The sequence below is a fragment of the Pseudomonas sp. ML96 genome, assembly GCF_000761545.1.
Lineage (GTDB): Bacteria > Pseudomonadota > Gammaproteobacteria > Pseudomonadales > Pseudomonadaceae > Aquipseudomonas.
This window is the reverse complement of record NZ_JPMY01000030.1, coordinates 1-19,833: the sequence shown is the minus strand read 5'-3', so window position 1 is coordinate 19,833 and position 19,833 is coordinate 1. Positions and strand designations below refer to the sequence as shown.

Sequence of the window (19,833 nt, the reverse complement as noted above, 5' to 3'; positions counted from 1 at the left end):
CGGCGGGTGTTCGGGCCGGTACGGCCGGTGTACCAGCCCAGCGGGCGCTCGCCGGTGAGCTCAGTGAGGATGCGGATGGCCTCGAGCATGTGCTCGCGCTCCTGGGCCTCATCCATGTACTGGTAGTCGATCCAGCGGTAACCGTGGCTGCAGATCTCGTGGCCGGCCTCGACCATGGCGCGGATCGCCTCCGGGTGACGCTGGGCGGCCATGGCTACGGCGAAGATGGTCATCGGGATGTTGTGGCGCTGGAACAGCTTGAGCAGGCGCCAGACGCCGGCCCGGCTACCGTATTCGTAGAGCGACTCCATGCTCATGTTGCGCTCGCCCTTGAGCGGCTGTGCGGCGACCATCTCGGAGAGGAAGGCCTCGGATTCGCCATCGCCATGCAGGACACAGCGCTCGCCGCCTTCCTCGTAGTTGAGGACGAACGAGATGGCGATGCGGGCATCACCCGGCCAGTGCGGGTGAGGGATGTTGCTGCCGTAGCCGATCAGGTCACGAGGATAGTCAGCGCTCACGTGAGGGTTCCTTCATCGAGTGGATGCCGTTCCGGAAACTGCCGGATAGTTTGGCTTGAGCAATTGTATACAAAAACTATGACAGCCTGTAAATCACTATTTCTATAATTGTTCCGCGTGCTTATCGCTTCTTGCTGCACCTTCTTGAGGCATGGCCGCGCTGCATAAAGGATTCGGTGTGGAGTTTTGGTGCGTAAAAATTGTGTACAAAATAGAGGCTATGCTGTTCTATATGTTCAGCTTCGATCCCCATTGAGTGGTGGATCGCTACGACAACCTTTAGCAGAGGAGGTGAGGCGCCGCTGGCGCCCTGAACGACATGGGACGATTGACCACGCATGTACTGGATGCTGCTCACGGCAGCCCTGGCCGCGATATCACCATCGAGCTGTACCGCGTCGAAGCGGGTGGCCTGGAGCTGGTGGCCAAGACCCTGACCAATGCCGACGGCCGTTGCGATGCGCCGTTGCTGCAAGGCGACGACTATCGTTCGGGCGTCTACCAGCTGCATTTCCATGCCGGTGACTACTACCGCGCCCGTGGCGTGCAACTGGCCGAGCCGGCCTTCCTCGATGTAGTGGTGCTGCGCTTCGGCATCAACGAGCAGCAGGATCACTACCACGTGCCGCTGCTGATCTCGCCCTACAGTTACTCGACTTACCGCGGCAGCTAGCCGCTCGCAGGTTCCTTTGGTGTATTGCAGCCCGCCTTGTGCGGGCTTTTTTATGGCGCTCGATAAGCAGGCGCGAAGCACCAGCCTCGGGCGATTGCCGAGGTGTGTGACGAGATGCTGAGTGTGTAAGGGTGCTGGTGCGTGGTGTGCCACGTATCCAGGTGGATGGATGCTGCTCTGAGGCGAGTGAAATTCTGCGGATGCAAAAAGGCCCTGTCGCGAAACGACAGGGCCTTTGCGGTGCTGCAGCTTAGAGGAAGATGAACTTGGCGATAAAGATCGCGCAGAGTGCATACAGGCTCACCGAAACGTCCTTGTGGCGGCCGGTGCAGGTCTTCATCGCCACGTAGGTCACGAAGCCCAGGGCGATGCCGTCGGCGACCGAGAAGGTCAGCGGCATCATGATCACGGTGACGATCGCCGGGATGGTCTCGGTGTGCTCGTCCCAGTCGATGTGAGCCATGCCGCCCATCATCAGCATGGCCACGTAGATCAGCGCGCCGGCAGTGGCGTAGGCGGGGATCATGCCGGCCAGCGGGGCGAAGAACATGGCGGCGATGAACAGGATGCCCACGGTCACTGCGGTCAGGCCGGTACGGCCGCCTGCGGCCACGCCTGCGGCGCTTTCCACGTAGCTGGTTACCGGCGGTACGCCGAGCACGCCACCGAAGACGCTGGAGGCGCTATCGGCCTTCATGGCCTTGGACAGGTTCTCGATGCGGCCGTCTTCCTTCACCAGGTGCGCGCGCTGGGCGACGCCCATCAGAGTGCCGGCGGTGTCGAACATGTGCACGAAGAGGAATGCCAGGATCACGCTGACCATGGTCACGTTGAATGCGCCGGCGATGTCCATGGCCATGAAGGTCGGCGCCAGGCTCGGCGGCATGGAGAACACGCCGCCGAACTTGACGATGCCCAGACCCACGCCGATCAGGGTGACGGTGAGGATGCTGATCAGGATGCCGCCGAATACGCGGCGGTATTCCAGCACCGCGATCATCAGGAAGCAGATGGCCGCCAGCAGCGGGCCGGGGGAGGTCAGGTCACCGATGTGCACCAGGGTGGCCGGGTGGGCGACCACGATGCCGGCGGTCTTCAGGCCGATCAGGCCGAGGAACAGGCCGACCCCCGCGCCCATGGCGAAGCGCAAACTGGGTGGGATGCTGTTGAGCAGCCATTCGCGAATGCGCGAGAAGGTCAGCACCATGAACAGCACGCCGGACAGGAACACCGCGCCGAGGGCGATCTGCCAGCTGTAGCCCATGGTGTTGACCACGGTGTAGGTGAAGAAGGCATTGAGGCCCATGCCCGGCGCCAGGCCCACCGGCCAGTTGGCGTACAGGCCCATGAGCAGGCAGCCGAAGGCGGCGGCCAGACAGGTGGCGACGAAGGCAGCACCATGGTCGATGCCGGCGTCAGCCATGATGTTCGGGTTGACGAAGATGATGTAGGCCATGGTGATGAAGGTGGTCAGACCCGCGGCCAGTTCGGTTCTGATGGTGGTCCCGTGCTGGGTTAGCTTGAACATCCTGTCCAGCAGACCTTGGGAGGGAGGGGAGGCAACGTAGTTGTCTTGTTCTTGTTGTTTAGCGCTTTCCACAGCAGGTACCTCTCAGGTGTTGTTGTGAGTCTCTCGTCCGGCTGGTTTACCTGGGTCCCTTGCGCGGCGGATCGACTTTGAGGTGCTTTGCCTCACGGGGCGGTGCCTGTTCCTGACTTTTGGGTCAGAAAGTGTGCGATTGGATTATCTTTTTGTGTACAAAAAAGTCAATTAGTGTTTTGAAGTATGCGCACTAAAAAACCGCTAAAAAGCTTCTTAGGCTGTCCGCCAACGCAGCGAAACCGGGCGCAGACCGCGTGTTTACTGGTGTGCATGGTTATGGCGTGAATTTTGTGTACAATGCTGTCGATCAGGCGACTTGCACGATCAGATACTGGCCAACGGCCCTCTCTTCGGCGTAGTGTCGCGTCAGCGAGATTTCCTATTCCTCTCACGTGAGCCACATGAACGAAGCAGTGCAATCTCTGAGCAAGACTCCCCGGCCCGCCAAGGCCGTGCGCGCAGGCACCCAGGATGAGGTGGTCTATGCCCACATCTTCGAGGCCATCCTCGAACAGCGCCTGGCACCGGGTACCAAGCTGAGCGAAGAAGCGCTCGGCGAGATCTTCGGCGTGAGCCGCACGATCATTCGGCGTGCCTTGTCGCGCCTGGCCCACGAAGGAGTGGTGTCGCTGCGCCCCAATCGCGGGGCAGTGGTCGCCAGCCCGGGCGCCGATGAAGCTCGGCAGATCTTCTACGCCCGACGCATGATCGAACGCGCCATCACCGAGCTGGCCTGCAGCCACGCCACTCCGGCGCAGATCGCCGGCCTGCGCCAGATGGTGCAGGAAGAGCGCGCCTGCTTCGCCCGTGGTGACCGTGCCAAGGGCATTCGCCTGTCCGGCGAGTTCCACCTCAAGCTGGCCGAAGCCGGTGGCAACCACACCCTGGTGGGCTTTCTGCGCAGCCTGGTGTCGCAGACCTCGCTGATCATCGCCCTGTACGAGAGCAGCAGCCGCACGCACTGCTCGGACGACGAACACGACCAGGTCATCGATGCCATCGAGGCACGTGACGTGGAGCGCGCGGTGGGCCTGATGATGCGCCACATGGACAGCGTCGACGCCAAGCTCAACCTGGAAGATGACAGCGCTACCGACGATCTGCACGCGGTCTTCTCGCACCTGCTGCAGGACAAGAAGAAGTCCGGGCGCGTCTCGCGTAGCGCCTGATCGCCGCCGTAATGAAAAAGGCCCCGCACTGCGGGGCCTTTTTGTTGCTGCGCGGCTTTTTTGCTGCGCGACTCAGTCGCGCTGGTGCACCGAGCGGCCGGCGGCGAAGGTTTCCTTCACTGTGCGGTCGTCGCCGAGGATGGTCAGGGCGAACAGGCGCTCTTCCAGGCTGCGCGCCTGCTGCATGCGGTAGCTGAGCAGCGGCGTGGCGTTGTAGTCGAGCACGATGAAGTCCGCGTCCTTGCCGGTCTGGAAGTTGCCGATGCGGTCGTCCAGGTACAGCGAGCGGGCGCCACCCAGGGTGGCGAGGTACAGCGACTTCATCGGGCTGAGCTTCTTGCCCTGCAGCTGCATGATCTTGTACGCCTCGTTGAGCGACTGCAGCTGGCTGAAGCTGGTGCCGCCGCCGACGTCGGTACCCAGGCCGACGCGCACGCCGTGCTGCTCCATCTTCTCCAGGTCGAACAGGCCGCTGCCGAGGAACAGGTTGGAGGTCGGGCAGAAGGACAGCGCCGAGCCGGTCTCGGCCAGGCGTTTGCACTCGTCGTCGCACAGGTGCACGCCGTGGGCGAACACCGCGCGCGGGCCGGTCAGCTTGTGGTGGTCGTAGACGTCCAGGTAGCCCTTGCGCGCCGGGAACAGTTCCTTGACCCAGGCGATCTCGGCCTTGTTCTCCGACAGGTGGGTGTGCATGTACAGGTCGGGGTATTCGCCGAACAGCTTGCCGGCCAGTTCCAGTTGCGCGTCGCTGCTGGTCGGGGCGAAGCGCGGAGTCACCGCGTAGTGCAGGCGGCCCTTGCCGTGCCAGCGTTCGATCAGCTCCTTGCTGTCGGCGTAGCCGCTTTCCGGGGTATCGGTGAGGAAGTCCGGGGCATGGCGGTCCATCAGCACCTTGCCGGCGATCATGCGCAGGTTGAGGGCCTGGGCAGCCTCGAAGAAGGCGTCGACCGACTGCTTGTGCACGGTGCCGAATACCAGTGCGGTGGTGGTGCCGTTGCGCAGCAGCTCCTTGAGGAAGATGCCGGCCACATCGGCGGCGTGCGCCTTGTCGGCGAAGGCGCCCTCGGCCGGGAAGGTGTAGGTGTTCAGCCAGTCCAGCAACTGCTCGCCGTAGGAGGCGATGATGCCGGTCTGTGGGTAGTGGATGTGGGTGTCGATGAAGCCGGGGGTGATCAGCGCATCACGGTACTCGCGGATCTCGACGCCCTGCAGCTTGGGCAGCAACTCGCTGGCGGCGCCGACTTCCAGCACCTGGCCGTTCTCGACCAGCAGGATGCCGTCCTCGAAGTACTGGTAGGAGGCCTCGATGCCCACCTCGGCCGGGTCGGCGAGGCTGTGCAGGATGGCGGAGCGGTAGGCATTGACGTTGTTAGTCATGGCTCAAATCTCGAATCAAATCAGGGGTAGGCTCGGTTGTGCTTGTTCAGCTCAACCATGGCGCGCGATCTGGGCGCCGTAACAATCAGGTCACTACGTGGGTGCTGAGCTTCGCAAAGCCCAGCCAAATCTAATGCTGGGCGCGGCGTGATGAGGGCAGCAGCTTGGCGACGCTGGACTCGCCTTTCTTCACTTCCATGCCGAAATGGGCGTTGTATTGGGCAACGATCTCTCCGGCGATGGAAATGGCGATCTCGGCCGGCAGCTTGCCTTTGACCTCGGGCAGGCCCATGGGGCAGCGCATGCGCTGCATCTGCTCGGCGCTGAAGCCACGCTCGCGCAGGCGGTGCTCGAACTTGACGCGTTTGGTCTTGGAGCCGATCAGGCCGTAGTAGGCGAAATCATCGCGCGCCAGGATGGCCTGGGTCAGTTCCAGGTCGAGCTGGTGGTTATGGGTCATGACGATGAAGTAGCTGCCGGCCGGCATCTCGTCGACCTCGTCGACCACTTCGTCGCTGAGCACCTTCTCCACGTTGGACGGGATGTAGGCCGGGAACTCGGCGTCGCGCGAGTCGATCCAGCGCACCTTCAGCGGCAGGCTGGCGAGCAGCGGAATCAGGGCGCGACCGACATGACCGGCGCCGAACAGGGCGATATGCGCCTGCGGCTGGCCCATCGGTTCGAACAGCAGCACGGTGGCGCCGCCGCAGCACTGGCCGAGGCTGGCGCCAAGGCTGAAACGCTCCAGGCGGGTCTGCTGGGTGCGGCTGGTCAGCATCTCGCGGGCCAGTTCCATGGCTTTGTATTCCAGGTGGCCGCCACCGATGGTCTCGAAGATGCGCTCGGCGGTGACGACCATCTTCGAGCCGGAATTACGCGGCGTGGAGCCTTGCTCCTCGATGATGGTCACCAGCACGCAGGGCTCACCCTGTTGCTGCAGTTCGGCGAGGGCGCTGATCCAGCTCATTTGCTCAGCCTCCAGCTTGGCGAGGTCTGCCCGGGGCGTGGCAGGCGCCAGTTGCTCAGGGACGGTTCCAGCAGCGGCGCCGGAAGCGGCCGTTGCGGTTGGGTTTTGCCTTCGGTGTGCTGTGTCATTGTTCTACACCTGTGGAGTTCTTGGCGTGGCCCGGACGAGCGTGCGTCCGGGCCAGACGCCTCAGGCTGGTTCGGCCGCGCTGGCAGCTGCGGCCGGGGCCTGCTGCTTGAGCTGGCGCAATTGCTCGACGCCCCACAGCACGCGCTCGGGGGTGGCAGGCGCATCGATCTGCGGCTGCACCTTGTAGTCGGCCAGGCTGGCCACGGCGTCCTTGATCGCGCAGAAGGCGGCGATGCCGAGCATGAACGGCGGCTCGCCCACGGCCTTGGAGTGGAACACGGTCTGCTCCGGGTTCTTGCGGTTCTCCACCAGCTTCACGCGCAGGTCGATGGGCATGTCGGCAATGGCCGGGATCTTGTAGCTGGCCGGGCCGTTGGTCATCAGCTTGCCCTTGGCGTTCCACACCAGTTCCTCGGTGGTCAGCCAGCCCATGCCCTGGACGAAGGCGCCTTCGACCTGGCCGATGTCGATGGCCGGGTTCAGCGAGTCGCCGACGTCATGCAGGATGTCGCTGCGCAGCATGCGGTATTCGCCGGTCAGGGTGTCGACCAGCACTTCACAGCAGGCCACGCCGTAGGCGAAGTAGTAGAAGGGCCGGCCGGCAGCCTTGCTGCGGTCGTAATAGATCTTCGGTGTGCGGTAGAAGCCGGTGGAGGACAGCGACACCTGGCCGAAGTAGGCCTTCTGGATCAGCTCCTCGAACGACAGGAAGTGATCGCGCACGCGCACCTGGCTGTTGCGGAACTCGACGTCTTCCGGGGTGACCTTGTACTCGTGCACCAGGAAGTCGACCAGGCGCTGCTTGATGGTCTCGGCAGCGTTCTTCGCCGCCATGCCGTTGAGGTCGGCGCCGGAGGAAGCTGCGGTCGGCGAAGTGTTCGGCACCTTGTCGGTGTTGGTGGCGGTGATCTGGATGCGCTCGATCTCGACCTGGAACACCTCGGCCACTACCTGGGCGACCTTGGTGTTGAGGCCCTGGCCCATCTCGGTACCGCCGTGGTTGAGGTGGATCGAGCCGTCGGTGTAGATGTGGATCAGCGCACCAGCCTGGTTGAGGAAGGTGGCGGTGAAGCTGATGCCGAATTTCACCGGGGTCATCGCCAGGCCTTTCTTCAGCACCGGGCTCTTGGCGTTGAAGGCGCGGATTTCCTCGCGGCGCTTGGCGTAGTCACTGCTTTCCTCCAGCTCGGCGGTCATCTCGTGAATGACGTTGTGCTCGACCGTCTGGTGGTAGTGGGTGACGTTGCGGTCTTCCTTGCCGTAGTAGTTGTGCTTGCGCACCTCCAGCGGGTCCTTGCCGAGGTGGCGGGCGACGGCGTCCATCACTTCCTCGATGGCGACCATGCCCTGCGGGCCGCCGAAGCCGCGGTAGGCGGTGTTGGAGGCGAGGTTGGTCTTGCAGCGATGCCCGTTGATGGTGGCGTTGCCGAGGAAGTAGGCGTTGTCCGAGTGGAACATGGCGCGGTCGACGATGGAGCCGGACAGGTCCGGCGAGTAGCCACAGTTGCCGGCCAGTTCCATCTGGATGCCGCTGAGCAGGCCGTCATCGTCGAAGCCCACTTCGTACTCGACGTAGAAGGGGTGGCGCTTGCCGGTCATGGTCATGTCTTCCATGCGTGGCAGGCGCATCTTGGTCGGGCGCTTGGTCAGGTGCGCGATCACCGCGCACAGGCAGGCCGGGCTGGCGGCCTGGGTTTCCTTGCCGCCGAAGCCGCCGCCCATGCGGCGCATGTCGACGACGATCTTGTGCATCGGCACGCCGAGCACTTCGGCGACCAGCTTCTGCACCTCGGTGGGGTTCTGCGTCGAGGTGTAGACGATCATGCCGCCGTCCTCGGTGGGCATCACCGAGGAAATCTGCGTTTCCAGGTAGAAGTGCTCCTGGCCACCGATGTGCAGGGTGCCGGTGATGCGGTTCTTGGCACGGGCTAGCGCCGCGGCGGAATCGCCGATGCGGTGCTGGTGGCTGTCGAGCACGAAGTGCTTCTTGCGCAGGGCGTCGACCACGTCGAGCACCGGCTCCAGGTCCTCGTACTCGACGATCGCGGCCATGGCTGCCTTGCGCGCGTTTTCCAGGCTGTCGGCAGCAACTGCCAGCACGACCTGGCCGAGGTACTCGACCTTGCCGTCGGCCAGCAGCGGGTCGCCGGCGACTACTGGGCCGATGTCGAGCTGGCCGGGCACGTCCTTGGCGGTGATGGCGATGGTCACGCCGGGGAAGGCGTAGCAGGGCGTGACGTCCAGCTTGGTGATGCGGGCATGGGCGCGATCGCTCATGCGCGCATAGACGTGTAGCTGGTTGGGGAACTCCAGGCGGTCGTCGATATACACCGCTTCGCCGCTGACGTGTTTGTCCGCGCTCTCGTGCTTGACGCCGCGGCCGACGCCGCTGGTGATGTCGGCGCGGAACAGTTCGGCCAGTTCTTCCTGGGATTTGGAGACGTGATGGTTAGACATAGGCGGTCACCCGGGTTTCGACTTCAGGGGAGTGCGTCTCGAGGAAGAAGCGGCGCAGCAGGTTCTGTGCGGTCAGCAGGCGGTATTCCTTGCTGGCGCGGAAGTCGGAGAGCGGCGTGAAGTCCTCGGCCAGGGCCTGGCAGGCGCGCTCGACGCAGCCCGGATACCAGGAGGCGCCGATCAGCGCGTTCTCGCAGGCGGTGGCGCGCTTGGGAATGCCGGCCATGCCGCCGAAGGCGATGCGCGCTTCACGCACCACGCTGTCGACGATGGTCAGGTTGATGGCTGCGCACACGGCGGAGATGTCGTCGTCCAGGCGCTTGGACACCTTGTAGGCGCGGAACGCCTGGTTGGCCTTGGCGCGCGGCACGATGATGCGCTCGATGAACTCGGCTTCCTGGCGGGCAGTGACCTTGTAGTCGATGAAGAATTCGTCCAGCGGCAGGGTGCGGGTCTCGCTGCCCTTGCGCAGCACGATGCTCGCGCCGAGGGCGATCAGCAGGGGCGGGGCGTCGCCGATCGGCGAGGCGTTACCGATGTTGCCGCCGAGGGTGCCCTGGTTGCGGATCTGCAGCGAGGCGAAGCGGTGCAGCAATTCGCCGAAGTCCGGGTACTCGCGCGACAGCACGTTGTAGCAGTCGGACAGCGGAGTGGCGGCGCCGATCTCGATCACGTCGGGTTTGACGTCGATGCGCTTCATCTCTGCGACATGGCCGACATAGATCATCACCGGCAGTTCGCGGTGGAACTGGGTGACCTCCAGGGCCAGGTCGGTACCGCCGGCGAGCAGGCGCGCCTGCGGGTTGGCGGTATAGATGTCGGCCAGGTCGGCCACGGTCAGCGGCAGCAGGCAGCGCTTATCGCCGCTGTTCAACTCGGCAGTCTCGCGCGGAGCGATGGCTTGCAGCTTGGCGATGGTCTCGGCCTCGGCGGCGTCGAACTGGTCCGGCTTGCGGTTGCAGCAGGATTGTTCGGCGGCGTCAATGATCGGGCGGTAGCCGGTGCAGCGGCACAGGTTGCCGGCCAGGGCTTCCATGGTCTGGCCCTTGTCGTAGCCGTCGGTGTTCTTCTGCAGGGCGAACAGGCTCATGACGAAGCCGGGGGTGCAGAAGCCGCATTGCGAGCCGTGGCAGTCGACCATAGCCTGTTGCACTTCGTGCAGCTTGCCCTGGTAGCGCAGGTCTTCGACGGTGATCAGTTGCTTGCCGTGCAGCGAGGAGACGAAGGTCAGGCAGGAGTTGAGGGTGCGATAGCGAATACGGCCGCCTTCCAGCTCGCCGACCACCACGGTGCAGGCACCGCAGTCACCGGAGCCGCAGCCCTCTTTGGTGCCGGGCTTGGCCACATGTTCACGCAGGTAATTGAGGACGGTGACGTTGGGATCGAGCTGGCGCTCGCTGCGCAACTCACCGTTGAGTAGGAACTGGATCAAGACGACCTCCAGGCTTTGTAGTTGTTGTCACGGGGGCTGTGATGCGGCCAATCTAAGTTTTTCTGACTTTTGGGTCAACAAAATTTGACTGCAAGGTCAGCTGGTCGACAAAAGGCCCTGGAATCGGGCGTGCGGGGTTCAGGATTGGCATGCCAAATGCCTGTGTTAAACTCGCCCGCGCCCGAATTTCCCCACTCTGAACAACAGGAACAGCATGAGCTTCCAGGCCCCGCAGTGCCTCCGTGAACGACACATGCCAGGAGTGGATGCATAAGATGCGCCTGAAATGCATCAAGCTGGCCGGCTTCAAGTCCTTCGTTGACCCGACCACCGTCAGTTTCCCCAGCAACATGGCCGCTGTGGTCGGTCCCAATGGCTGCGGCAAGTCCAACATCATCGACGCCGTGCGCTGGGTGATGGGCGAGAGTTCGGCGAAGAACCTGCGCGGCGAGTCGATGACCGACGTCATCTTCAACGGCTCCAACACCCGCAAGCCGGTGACCCAGGCCAGCATCGAGCTGATCTTCGACAACAGCGATAACTCGCTGGTGGGCGAATACGCGGCGTTCGCCGAGATTTCCATCCGCCGCCGGGTGACCCGCGACGGGCAGAACACCTACTTCCTCAACGGCACCAAGTGCCGCCGCCGCGATATCACCGACATCTTCCTCGGCACCGGCCTGGGCCCGCGCAGCTACTCGATCATCGAGCAGGGCATGATCTCCAAGCTGATCGAGGCCAAGCCCGAGGATCTACGGAATTTCATCGAGGAAGCTGCCGGCATCTCCAAGTACAAGGAGCGCCGCCGCGAGACCGAGAGCCGCATCCGCCGCACCCAGGAAAACCTGGCGCGCCTGACCGACCTGCGCGAGGAGCTGGAGCGCCAGCTCGAGCGTCTGCACCGCCAGGCCCAGGCCGCCGAGAAGTACCAGGAATACAAGGCCGAGGAGCGTCAGCTCAAGGCGCAGCTGGCCGCCCTCAAGTGGCAGGCGCTGAACGAGCAGGTCGGCTCCCGCGAGAAGGTGATTGGCGACCAGGAAGTGGCCTTCGAGGCCCTGGTGGCCGAGCAGCGCAGCGCCGATGCCAGCATCGAGCGCCTGCGCGATGGGCACCATGAACTGTCCGAGCGCTTCAATCAGGTGCAGGGTCGCTTCTATTCGGTGGGTGGCGACATCGCTCGCGTCGAGCAGAGCATCCAGCACGGCCAGCAGCGTCTGCGCCAGCTGCAGGACGACCTCAACGAGGCCGAACGCTCGCGCCTGGAAACCGAATCCCACCTGGGTCACGACCGTACGCTGCTGGCGACCCTGGGCGAGGAGCTGGACATGCTCGCGCCCGAGCAGGAGCTGACTGCGGCGGCTGCCGAGGAGTCCGCTGCCTCGTTGGAAGAGGCCGAAAGCGCCATGCACGGCTGGCAGGAGCAGTGGGAAGGCTTCAACCAGCGCAGCGCCGAGCCGCGCCGCCAGGCCGAAGTGCAGCAGGCGCGCATCGCCCAGCTGGAGCAGAGCCTGGAGCGCCTGGCCGAGCGCCAGCGCCGCCTCGCCGACGAACTGGCGCAGCTTTCCGCCGATCCAGAAGACGCTGCAATTCTCGAACTCTCCGAACAGCTGGCTGCCAGCGAGATGCAGTTGGAAGAACTGCACGCCGCCGAAGAGAGCCAGGCCGAACGCCTCGAACAACTGCGCGGCGAGCTACAGCAGGCCACCCAAGCACAGCAGCAGGTCCAGGGCGAATTGCAGCGCCTGAACGGTCGCATCGCCTCGCTGGAGGCGCTGCAGCAGGCTGCGCTGAATCCCGGCAAGGGCGCCGCCGAATGGCTGCGCGAGCAGCAACTGAGCAACCGTCCGCGCCTGGCCGAGGGCCTGCGCGTGGAAAGTGGCTGGGAGCTGGCGGTGGAAACGGTGCTCGGCGCCGATCTGCAGGCTGTGCTGCTGGATGATTTCAATAGCCTGAGCCTGGGCGGTTTCGACCAGGGCGAGCTACGCCTGATCAACCCGCAGAGCGGTGGCGCGCGCGTCGCCGGCAGCCTGCTGGACAAGATCGAGGCGAACATCGACCTGGCGCCCTGGTTGGGCAAGGTGCGCCCGGTGGAGAGCCTGGATCAGGCCCTGGCCCAGCGGCTGCAACTGGGTGATGGCGAGAGCCTGATCAGTCGCGACGGCTACTGGGTCGGCCGGCACTTCCTTCGTGTGCGCCGCGCCAGCGAGGCCGAGAGCGGCGTGCTGGCCCGCGGCCAGGAGCTGGAGCGTCTGCAAGGCGAGCGCGATGAGCGCGAGGCGGCGCTGGCCGATCTGGATGAGCGCCTGCAGAGCCTGCAGACCGCTCAGCGCCAGCAGGAAGAGGCACGCGAACAGCAGCGCCGCCTGGTGCAGGACGAATCCCGCCGCCAGGGCGAACTGAAGGCCAAGCTCTCCGCCGGCCAGGCCAAGGCCGAGCAGCTGGCGCTGCGTCGTCGGCGCCTGGAAGAAGAGCAGGGCGAGGCCGCCGAGCTGCGCGAGCTGGAGCAGGAGCAGCTGGGCGAGTCGCGCCTGGTGCTGCAGGACGCGCTGGACGCCATGGCCATCGACACCGAGCAGCGCGAGACCCTGCTGGCCAGCCGCGACCAGCTGCGCGAGCGCCTCGACCGGATGCGCCAGGAGGCGCGCCAGCACAAGGATCATGCTCACCAGTTGGCCGTGCGCCTGGGCTCGATCCGCGCCCAGCACGAATCCACTCGCCAGGCCCTGGAACGCCTGGAGCTGCAGTTCGAGCGTGCCATCGAGCGCCGCGAGCAGCTCAACCTCAATCTGGAGGAGGGCGCCGCACCGCTGGAGGAGCTGCGCATCAAGCTCGAGGAGCTGCTGGAGCGGCGCATGGGTGTGGAGGACGAGCTCAAGCTCGCCCGCCTGGCCCTGGAAGATGCCGACCGCGAGCTGCGCGACGCCGAGAAGCGCCGTAGCCAGGCCGAGCAGCAGTCGCAACTGCTGCGTGGTCAGCTGGAGCAGCAGCGCATGGACTGGCAGGGCCTCAACGTACGGCGCAAGGCGCTGCAGGAGCAGCTGCTGGAAGAGGGCTACGACCTGCACGGCGTGCTCGCCACCCTGCCGGCCGAGGCCAGCGAGGCGGCTTGGGAGCAGCTACTGGAGCAGTTGGCCGCGCGTATCGGTCGTCTGGGCGCGATCAACCTGGCAGCCATCGATGAGTACCAGCAGCAGTCCGAACGCAAGCGCTACCTGGACGCACAGAACGCTGACCTGGTGGAAGCGCTGGAGACCCTGGAAAACGTCATCCGCAAGATCGACAAGGAAACCCGCAACCGCTTCAAGGAGACCTTCGATCAGATCAACGCCGGCCTGCAGGCGCTGTTCCCCAAGGTCTTCGGTGGCGGTCACGCCTACCTGGAGTTGACCGGCGAAGATCTGCTGGATACTGGCGTGGCGATCATGGCGCGCCCGCCAGGCAAGAAGAACAGCACCATCCACCTGCTCTCCGGTGGTGAGAAGGCGCTAACCGCGTTGGCACTGGTATTCGCGATATTCAAATTGAACCCGGCACCGTTCTGCATGCTCGATGAGGTGGACGCGCCGCTCGACGACGCCAACGTCGGCCGCTATGCGCGACTGGTCAAGGAAATGTCGGAGACGGTGCAGTTCATCTACATCACCCACAACAAGATCGCCATGGAGATGGCCGATCAGCTGATGGGGGTGACCATGCACGAGCCGGGTTGCTCGCGTCTGGTGGCTGTGGATGTGGAAGAGGCGATGACGCTGGTAGAGAGTTGATACAGGCGAAACATGGCTAAATGCCTTGCAACGGTGCACATTTACCGTTCGTCGTGCTAGCTTAGGCCTCACTTTTGTTACACGCCCGAAATATCTGTTTATGCATACAGTTTCGGGTGTTTCAAAGGGGCAGGAAGCCCTTATTTTCATTACATATTCATCATTTTCATCGTTCAGGGGCTTGGGAGTTTCATGGAGCTGCGCTATTGGCTAATCGTCATCGGTGTCATCGTTATCGTCGGCATTCTGTTTGACGGTTGGCGAAGGATGCGGGGCGGCAGTGGCAAGCTGAAATTCAAGCTGGACCACAGCTTCAGTAACCTGCCCGATGACGACACCGATCCCGACCTGCTCGGCCCATCGCGCATCATCGATCGTAAGCGCGAGCCGGAATTCAACGAAGAAGACATCCCCACCATGAGTGCCAGCGAGCTCAATCGCCGGCGCAATATCGAGCCGAAGCAGGGCGACCTGGCCCTGGACGCCGACGAGCCGGTGCCAACCCTGCTGACTCCGGTCGAGGAAGACGACGTTCCGTCCAGCGCCAAAGCTGGCAAGGAGCTGCCGCCGGTCGAGGAAGTACTGGTGATCAACGTGATCGCCCGTGATGCCGATGGCTTCAAGGGCCCAGCTCTGCTGCAGAACATCCTGGAGAGCGGCCTGCGCTTCGGCGAGATGGATATCTTCCACCGCCACGAGAGCATGGCCGGCAACGGCGAAGTGCTGTTCTCCATGGCCAACGGCGTCAAGCCGGGCACCTTCGATCTGGACGATTTCGAGCTGTTCTACACCCCGGCGGTGAGCTTCTTCCTCGGCCTGCCAGGCCCGCGCCATCCGAAGCAGGCCTTCGACGTAATGATCGCTGCCGCACGCAAGCTGGCCCACGAGCTCAACGGCGAGCTGAAGGACGACCAGCGCAGCGTGATGACTGCGCAGACCATCGAGCACTACCGCCAGCGCATCGTCGAGTTCGAGCGCAAAAGGCAGCTCGCCGGCAAACGCTGATCGCCCCATCGCATGCAATCCCAAGAGCAGCCTAGGCTGCTCTTGTCGTTTTCAAGGACACACGCACCATGACCGACGCCCAGACTGCAGCCCGCCGCATCCTCGAGTTGCGCGCCGAACTGGATGAGCACAACTACCGCTACTACGTGCTCGACGAGCCCAGCGTGCCCGATGCCGAGTACGACCGCCTGTTTCGCGAGCTACAGGCCCTGGAGGCCGAGCATCCGGAACTGGTGACGCCGGAGTCGCCGACCCAGCGCGTGGGTGGCGAGGCGCTGAGCGCCTTCGGCGAGGTGCGCCACGAGGTGCCCATGCTCAGCCTCGGCAACGGCTTCGAAGAGGAGGACCTGCGCGCCTTCGATCGCGGTGTGCAGAGTGGTCTCGGTCTTTCGGGTGGCGATCTGTTCGGCGGCGGCGCCGAGGTGGAGTACAGCTGCGAGCCCAAGCTCGACGGCCTGGCGGTCAGCCTGCTGTACCGCGATGGCCAACTGGTGCGCGGTGCCACCCGCGGCGATGGCAGCACCGGCGAGGACATCAGCGCCAACGTGCGCACCATCCGCAACGTGCCGCTGAAACTCAAGGGCGAAGGCTGGCCGGCCGTGCTGGAAGTGCGCGGTGAGGTCTACATGCCCAAGGCCGGCTTCGACGAACTCAACGCTCGCCAGGCCGAAAGCGGCGGCAAGACCTTCGCCAACCCGCGTAATGCGGCAGCCGGCAGCTTGCGTCAGCTCGACCCGCGCATCACTGCCAGCCGCCCGCTGGAGTTCTGCTGCTACGGTGTCGGCCAGGTCAGCGGCGAGCTGCCGGCCACCCAGGTGCGCATGCTCGAGCAGCTCAAGGCTTGGGGCGTGCCGATCAGCCGCGAGTTGAAGCTGGCCAAGGGCATCGAGGCCTGCCTGGACTACTACCGTGACATCGGTGAGCGGCGCATGGATCTGGCCTATGACATCGACGGCGTGGTGTTCAAGGTCAACAACATCGAGGACCAGCAGCAGCTGGGCTTCCGCGCACGCACCCCGCACTGGGCGCTGGCGCACAAGTTCCCTGCCCAGGAGGAGCTCACCGAACTGCTCGATGTGGAGTTCCAGGTCGGCCGTACTGGCGCCGTCACTCCGGTGGCGCGGTTGAAGCCGGTCAAGGTGGCCGGCGTCACGGTATCCAACGCCACCCTGCACAACATGGGCGAGGTCGCGCGCCTGGGCCTGATGATCGGTGACACGGTGATCATTCGCCGCGCCGGCGACGTGATTCCGCAGGTGATGCAGGTGGTGGCCGAGCGTCGTCCCGCCGATGCCCGCCCGGTGCATGTGCCGGAGCAGTGCCCGGTGTGCGGCTCCGCCGTCGAGCGCACTCAGCTGGTCAAGCGTGCGAAGGGCAAGGAAACCACCAGCGAAGGTTCGGTCTACCGCTGCGTCGGCCGCCTGGCCTGTGGCGCCCAGCTCAAACAGGCGATCATCCACTTCGCCTCTCGCCGTGCGCTGGATATCGAGGGCCTGGGCGACAAGATCGTCGAACAACTGGTGGACACCGGCCTGGTTGCTTCGCCGGCGGACCTGTTCACCCTGACCTACGAGCAGGTGGTGGTGCTCGAAGGCTTCGCTGACCTGTCGACCCGCAACCTGCTGGCGGCGATTCAGGACAGTGCTAAACCGACCCTGGCGCGCTTCATCTACGCACTCGGTATTCCCGACGTGGGCGAAGAGACGGCCAAGCTGCTGGCCCGTGCCCTGGGTTCCCTGGCGCGTATTCGCCAGGCCCTCCCGGAGGTGCTGACCTACCTGCCGGACGTCGGCCTTGAGGTTGCCTTCGAGATCCACAACTTCTTCGGCGACGCGCACAATCTCAAGGTCATCGACGACCTGCTGGCGCGTGGCGTGGTGCTGCAGGAGGAGGGCGAGCTCAGCCCCGAGTTCTCCGCCTGCGCCACTCTGCCGGGCTTTATCGACAAGCTCAACATCCCCTTCATCGCCGCCACCGGTGCCGAGAAGCTGGCCGCGAAATTCGGCTCTCTGGAAGGCGTGATCAAGGCCGACTGGCTGGATCTGCGCCAGGTCGAGCGTCTCAATGAGAAGGCCGCCAAGTCCCTGCGCGAGTTCTTCGATGTGCCGGCCAATGCCGAGCGCGCCGCACTGATCGAGGCTCAGCTGCGTGACTTCGGCATGCACTGGGCGAGCGAGAAGAAGGTGGTCGAGGGCCTGCCGTTGGCCGGGCAGACCTGGGTACTGACCGGCACGCTGGAGGCGCTGAGCCGCGATGCCGGCAAGGAGAAGCTGGAGAGCCTGGGCGCCAAGGTCGCGGGTTCGGTGTCGGCCAAGACCACCTGTGTGGTTGCAGGGCCGGGCGCCGGCTCCAAGCTGACCAAGGCCAACGAACTGGGCGTGAAGGTGATGGACGAGGCGGAGTTCGTCGCGCTGCTCGCCGAGTACGGTCAGGCCGTCTGATTCAGACGCTTAGTGCTGCGGGATGCGCCTGCGCGCACCCCATCCGAGACGTCGATCAGCCGTTCAGGCCGTCGACCAGGGCCTTGGCCGGCACCAGCTTGATCGCCTTCTTCGCGGCGATCTGAATTTCTTTGCCGGTGGACGGGTTGCGGCCGGTACGGGCCGGGCGCTCGCTGACCTTGAGTTTGCCGATGCCGGGCAGGCTGATCTCGCCGTCGTTTTCCAGGGCGTCCGCCACGATCTCGCCGAGCTGGGCGAGCAGGGCACGCACGTCGCTCTTCTGCAGGTCGGTGGCTTCGGCGAGGTCGGAAATCAGCTGGTCTTTGGTGATGGCCATGAGGCACTCCGGTAGGTGGATTCGGCGGGCAAACTAGCACAAACCATGGCGCGGCGGATGGTTCGTGGCAGATGCCCGGCCATTCGCCGCGAAATGCCGGTGGCTCCTGCGCTAGAGGCGTCGGGCGCCAGTCTTGCGACCAGTGACTATGCTAGATGGCACAACAATAGCGTTTCATCTGGAGTTCACCATGTTGCGCCTCTTCGCCGATCTCGGATTCCGCTGGAAGATCGCTCTGCCGATTCTGCTGCTCGCCATCCTGCTGCTGACCATGGGCGTGCTCGGGGTGCATGGCATAGGCCAGGTGGCCGACTCCAGCACACGCCTGACCAATCGCTATCTGCCTGCCATCAGCCTGTTGCTGAATGCCGACCGCGATCTCTACCAGGCCTTCATCGCCGAACGCAGCCTGCTCGACGAGGCCGCGGGTGAACATGTCGAGGCCTTGCGGGCCTCCCAGGCGGAAAATGCCCAGCAGGCCTACGATCGGGTGCACAAGTACGCCGAGATGCAGCCGGGTGCCGAGGCCCTTGCCCTGGTGAGCAAGTTCGACAGTGGCTTCGCTCAGTGGAAGGCGACCTCGGACAAGGTATTGCAGCTCGCGGCCAGCGATCCGGACGCAGCGTCGGTCTTGAGCTTTGGTGACAGCGAGGCGCAGTTCGAGGCCATGCGCGATGCCATCGACAAGCTGGGCGAGCTGGAAGACACCGAGGCCAATGCCGAAGGCAAGGCCGCCATCAGTCTGGGCGAGCGACTCAGCTGGCAGCAGGGCGGCATCATCGCCTTCGGCCTGCTGGTGTGTGCCGTGCTGGTACTGGGCTTCCCGATCCTGGTGACTCGCCCGCTGCACAACCTGCTCCATCGCATCGAGCAGATCGCCGAGGGCGATGGCGACCTGCGCGTGCGCCTGGAAGTGCGCTCGCGCGATGAGCTGGGCAAGCTCAGCGACGCCTTCAACCGCTTCCTCGACAAGCTGCAGCCGCTGATTCGCGAGGTCGGTCGAGTCACTGGCGAGGTAGCCGACTCGGCGCAGACGCTGGCCGGCATGGCAGCGGCCAATGACCGCCTGATCAGCAGCGAGCATGCCGCGGTCGATCAGGTCAGCACGGCCGCGACCGAGATGAGCGCCGCCGTGCACGAGGTGGCGCGCAATGCGCAGAATGCCGCCGACGCCGCGCGCAGCGCCGAGGTGCAGTCGCGTGAGGGGGCGCAGGTGGTGGGCGCCACCATCCACGCCATCCGCCAACTGGCCCATGAGGTGGAGAGCGCCTCCGACACCATCCAGACCCTGGAGCAGGAAACCGCCAACATCGGCGCCGTGCTGGCGGTGATCAAGGGCATTGCCGAACAGACCAACCTGCTAGCGCTCAATGCCGCCATCGAGGCCGCACGGGCGGGCGAGCAGGGCCGCGGCTTCGCCGTGGTGGCCGACGAGGTGCGCGCACTGGCGGCGCGTACTCAGGACTCCACCAAGGACATTCAGGAAATGATCGAGCGCCTGCAGGTCGGCGTGCAGAACGCGGTCAAGGCCATGCACTCCGGCAGCGCCAAGGCTCGCGACAGCGTCGAGCGTGCCGCCGGTGTGGATGGCGCGCTGTCGGCCACCGGCGACTCGGTGGCGCGTATCAACGATATGGCCGCGCAGATCGCCACCGCCTGTGAGGAGCAGAGCAGTGTCACCGAGGAGATCGCGCGTAATATCAGCGATATCCGCGACCTGTCCAACGAGGCGGCGCAGACCTCCGAGCAGAGCACTCAGGCCAGCGCCCGGTTGTCCGAGCTGTCCTCTGGTCTGGCTCAGCTTGTCGGTCGCTTCCGTGTGTAAGTGTTTGAAGCGGTTGTAACTTCTCGGTTTACCAGTACAATGGCGCGGCCCGTCGCTCGACGGGCTTCGTTATGGTGGCCCCATCGGTCCCCCCGCAACGATTACCCGTTAACCTGGTCAGGTCCGGAAGGAA

Annotated in this window: 13 protein-coding genes and 1 pseudogene; 7 read left to right on the top strand and 7 right to left on the bottom strand. The window is 64.5% G+C overall.

The window, feature by feature from the left end; translation table 11 throughout:
* Positions 1-521 (bottom strand): polysaccharide deacetylase family protein (locus IP89_RS15480; RefSeq protein WP_043310502.1); only part of this gene is annotated, 521 nt, incomplete at its 3' end.
* A 319-nt stretch (positions 522-840) separates the two neighbouring features.
* Between IP89_RS15480 and uraH the strand changes: the two genes are divergently transcribed.
* Positions 841-1,194 (top strand): hydroxyisourate hydrolase, encoded by a 354-nt coding sequence (gene uraH, locus IP89_RS15475; RefSeq protein ID WP_043310500.1) that lies wholly within the window; start codon positions 841-843, stop codon positions 1,192-1,194.
* A 250-nt stretch (positions 1,195-1,444) separates the two neighbouring features.
* Here the strand turns inward: uraH and IP89_RS15470 are convergent, their stop codons facing one another.
* Positions 1,445-2,794, bottom strand: a complete 1,350-nt coding sequence (locus IP89_RS15470) for an NCS2 family permease (protein WP_043310499.1) — start codon at positions 2,792-2,794, stop codon at positions 1,445-1,447.
* A 404-nt stretch (positions 2,795-3,198) separates the two neighbouring features.
* On the opposite strand from IP89_RS15470, the gene IP89_RS15465 reads away from it, so the two are divergent.
* Entirely contained in the window at positions 3,199-3,966 is a 768-nt protein-coding gene (locus IP89_RS15465; protein WP_043310498.1) for a GntR family transcriptional regulator, read from the top strand.
* 72 nt (positions 3,967-4,038) lie between these two features.
* Here IP89_RS15465 and guaD read toward each other — a convergent pair whose 3' ends face one another.
* The 4 genes from guaD to xdhA all read right to left on the bottom strand — a co-directional run bounded on the left by guaD (position 4,039) and on the right by xdhA (position 10,328).
* Complete coding sequence (gene guaD / locus IP89_RS15460; RefSeq protein ID WP_043310497.1) at positions 4,039-5,343, bottom strand: guanine deaminase; 1,305 nt, start codon at positions 5,341-5,343, stop codon at positions 4,039-4,041.
* 130 nt (positions 5,344-5,473) lie between these two features.
* Positions 5,474-6,310 carry a xanthine dehydrogenase accessory protein XdhC gene (gene xdhC, locus IP89_RS15455; RefSeq protein ID WP_043310496.1) on the bottom strand — a complete coding sequence of 279 codons (837 nt, stop codon included), beginning with the start codon at positions 6,308-6,310 and terminating at the stop codon, positions 5,474-5,476.
* Between the two features lie 189 nt (positions 6,311-6,499).
* Positions 6,500-8,896, bottom strand: coding sequence for a xanthine dehydrogenase molybdopterin binding subunit (gene xdhB / locus IP89_RS15450; protein WP_043310495.1), 2,397 nt, complete (start codon positions 8,894-8,896; stop codon positions 6,500-6,502).
* Positions 8,889-10,328 carry a xanthine dehydrogenase small subunit gene (gene xdhA / locus IP89_RS15445; protein ID WP_043310494.1) on the bottom strand — a complete coding sequence of 480 codons (1,440 nt, stop codon included), beginning with the start codon at positions 10,326-10,328 and terminating at the stop codon, positions 8,889-8,891. Before xdhA ends, xdhB begins: the two co-directional genes overlap by 8 nt.
* 275 nt (positions 10,329-10,603) lie before the next feature.
* Between xdhA and smc the strand changes: the two genes are divergently transcribed.
* The 3 genes from smc (at position 10,604) to ligA (ending at position 17,538) form a co-directional block, all read left to right on the top strand.
* Positions 10,604-14,092 (top strand): chromosome segregation protein SMC, encoded by a 3,489-nt coding sequence (smc, locus tag IP89_RS15440; RefSeq protein ID WP_043310505.1) that lies wholly within the window; start codon positions 10,604-10,606, stop codon positions 14,090-14,092.
* Positions 14,093-14,284: 192 nt separating this feature from the next.
* Entirely contained in the window at positions 14,285-15,097 is an 813-nt protein-coding gene (gene zipA / locus IP89_RS15435) for a cell division protein ZipA (protein ID WP_043310493.1), read from the top strand.
* A gap of 68 nt (positions 15,098-15,165) precedes the next feature.
* Positions 15,166-17,538 (top strand): NAD-dependent DNA ligase LigA, encoded by a 2,373-nt coding sequence (gene ligA, locus IP89_RS15430; RefSeq protein WP_043310492.1) that lies wholly within the window; start codon positions 15,166-15,168, stop codon positions 17,536-17,538.
* Between the two features lie 55 nt (positions 17,539-17,593).
* On the opposite strand, the gene IP89_RS15425 is transcribed toward ligA, so the two are convergent.
* Positions 17,594-17,875 carry an HU family DNA-binding protein gene (locus tag IP89_RS15425; RefSeq protein WP_043310490.1) on the bottom strand — a complete coding sequence of 94 codons (282 nt, stop codon included), beginning with the start codon at positions 17,873-17,875 and terminating at the stop codon, positions 17,594-17,596.
* 148 nt (positions 17,876-18,023) lie between these two features.
* On the opposite strand from IP89_RS15425, the pseudogene IP89_RS23950 reads away from it, so the two are divergent.
* Positions 18,024-18,842: pseudogene (locus IP89_RS23950) on the top strand (MCP four helix bundle domain-containing protein); the annotation flags it as partial.
* Positions 18,843-18,920: 78 nt separating this feature from the next.
* On the top strand, positions 18,921-19,700 hold the full coding sequence (locus tag IP89_RS23945; protein ID WP_371261957.1) for a methyl-accepting chemotaxis protein: 780 nt from the start codon (positions 18,921-18,923) through the stop codon (positions 19,698-19,700).
* The last annotated feature ends 133 nt before the right edge of the window (positions 19,701-19,833 follow it).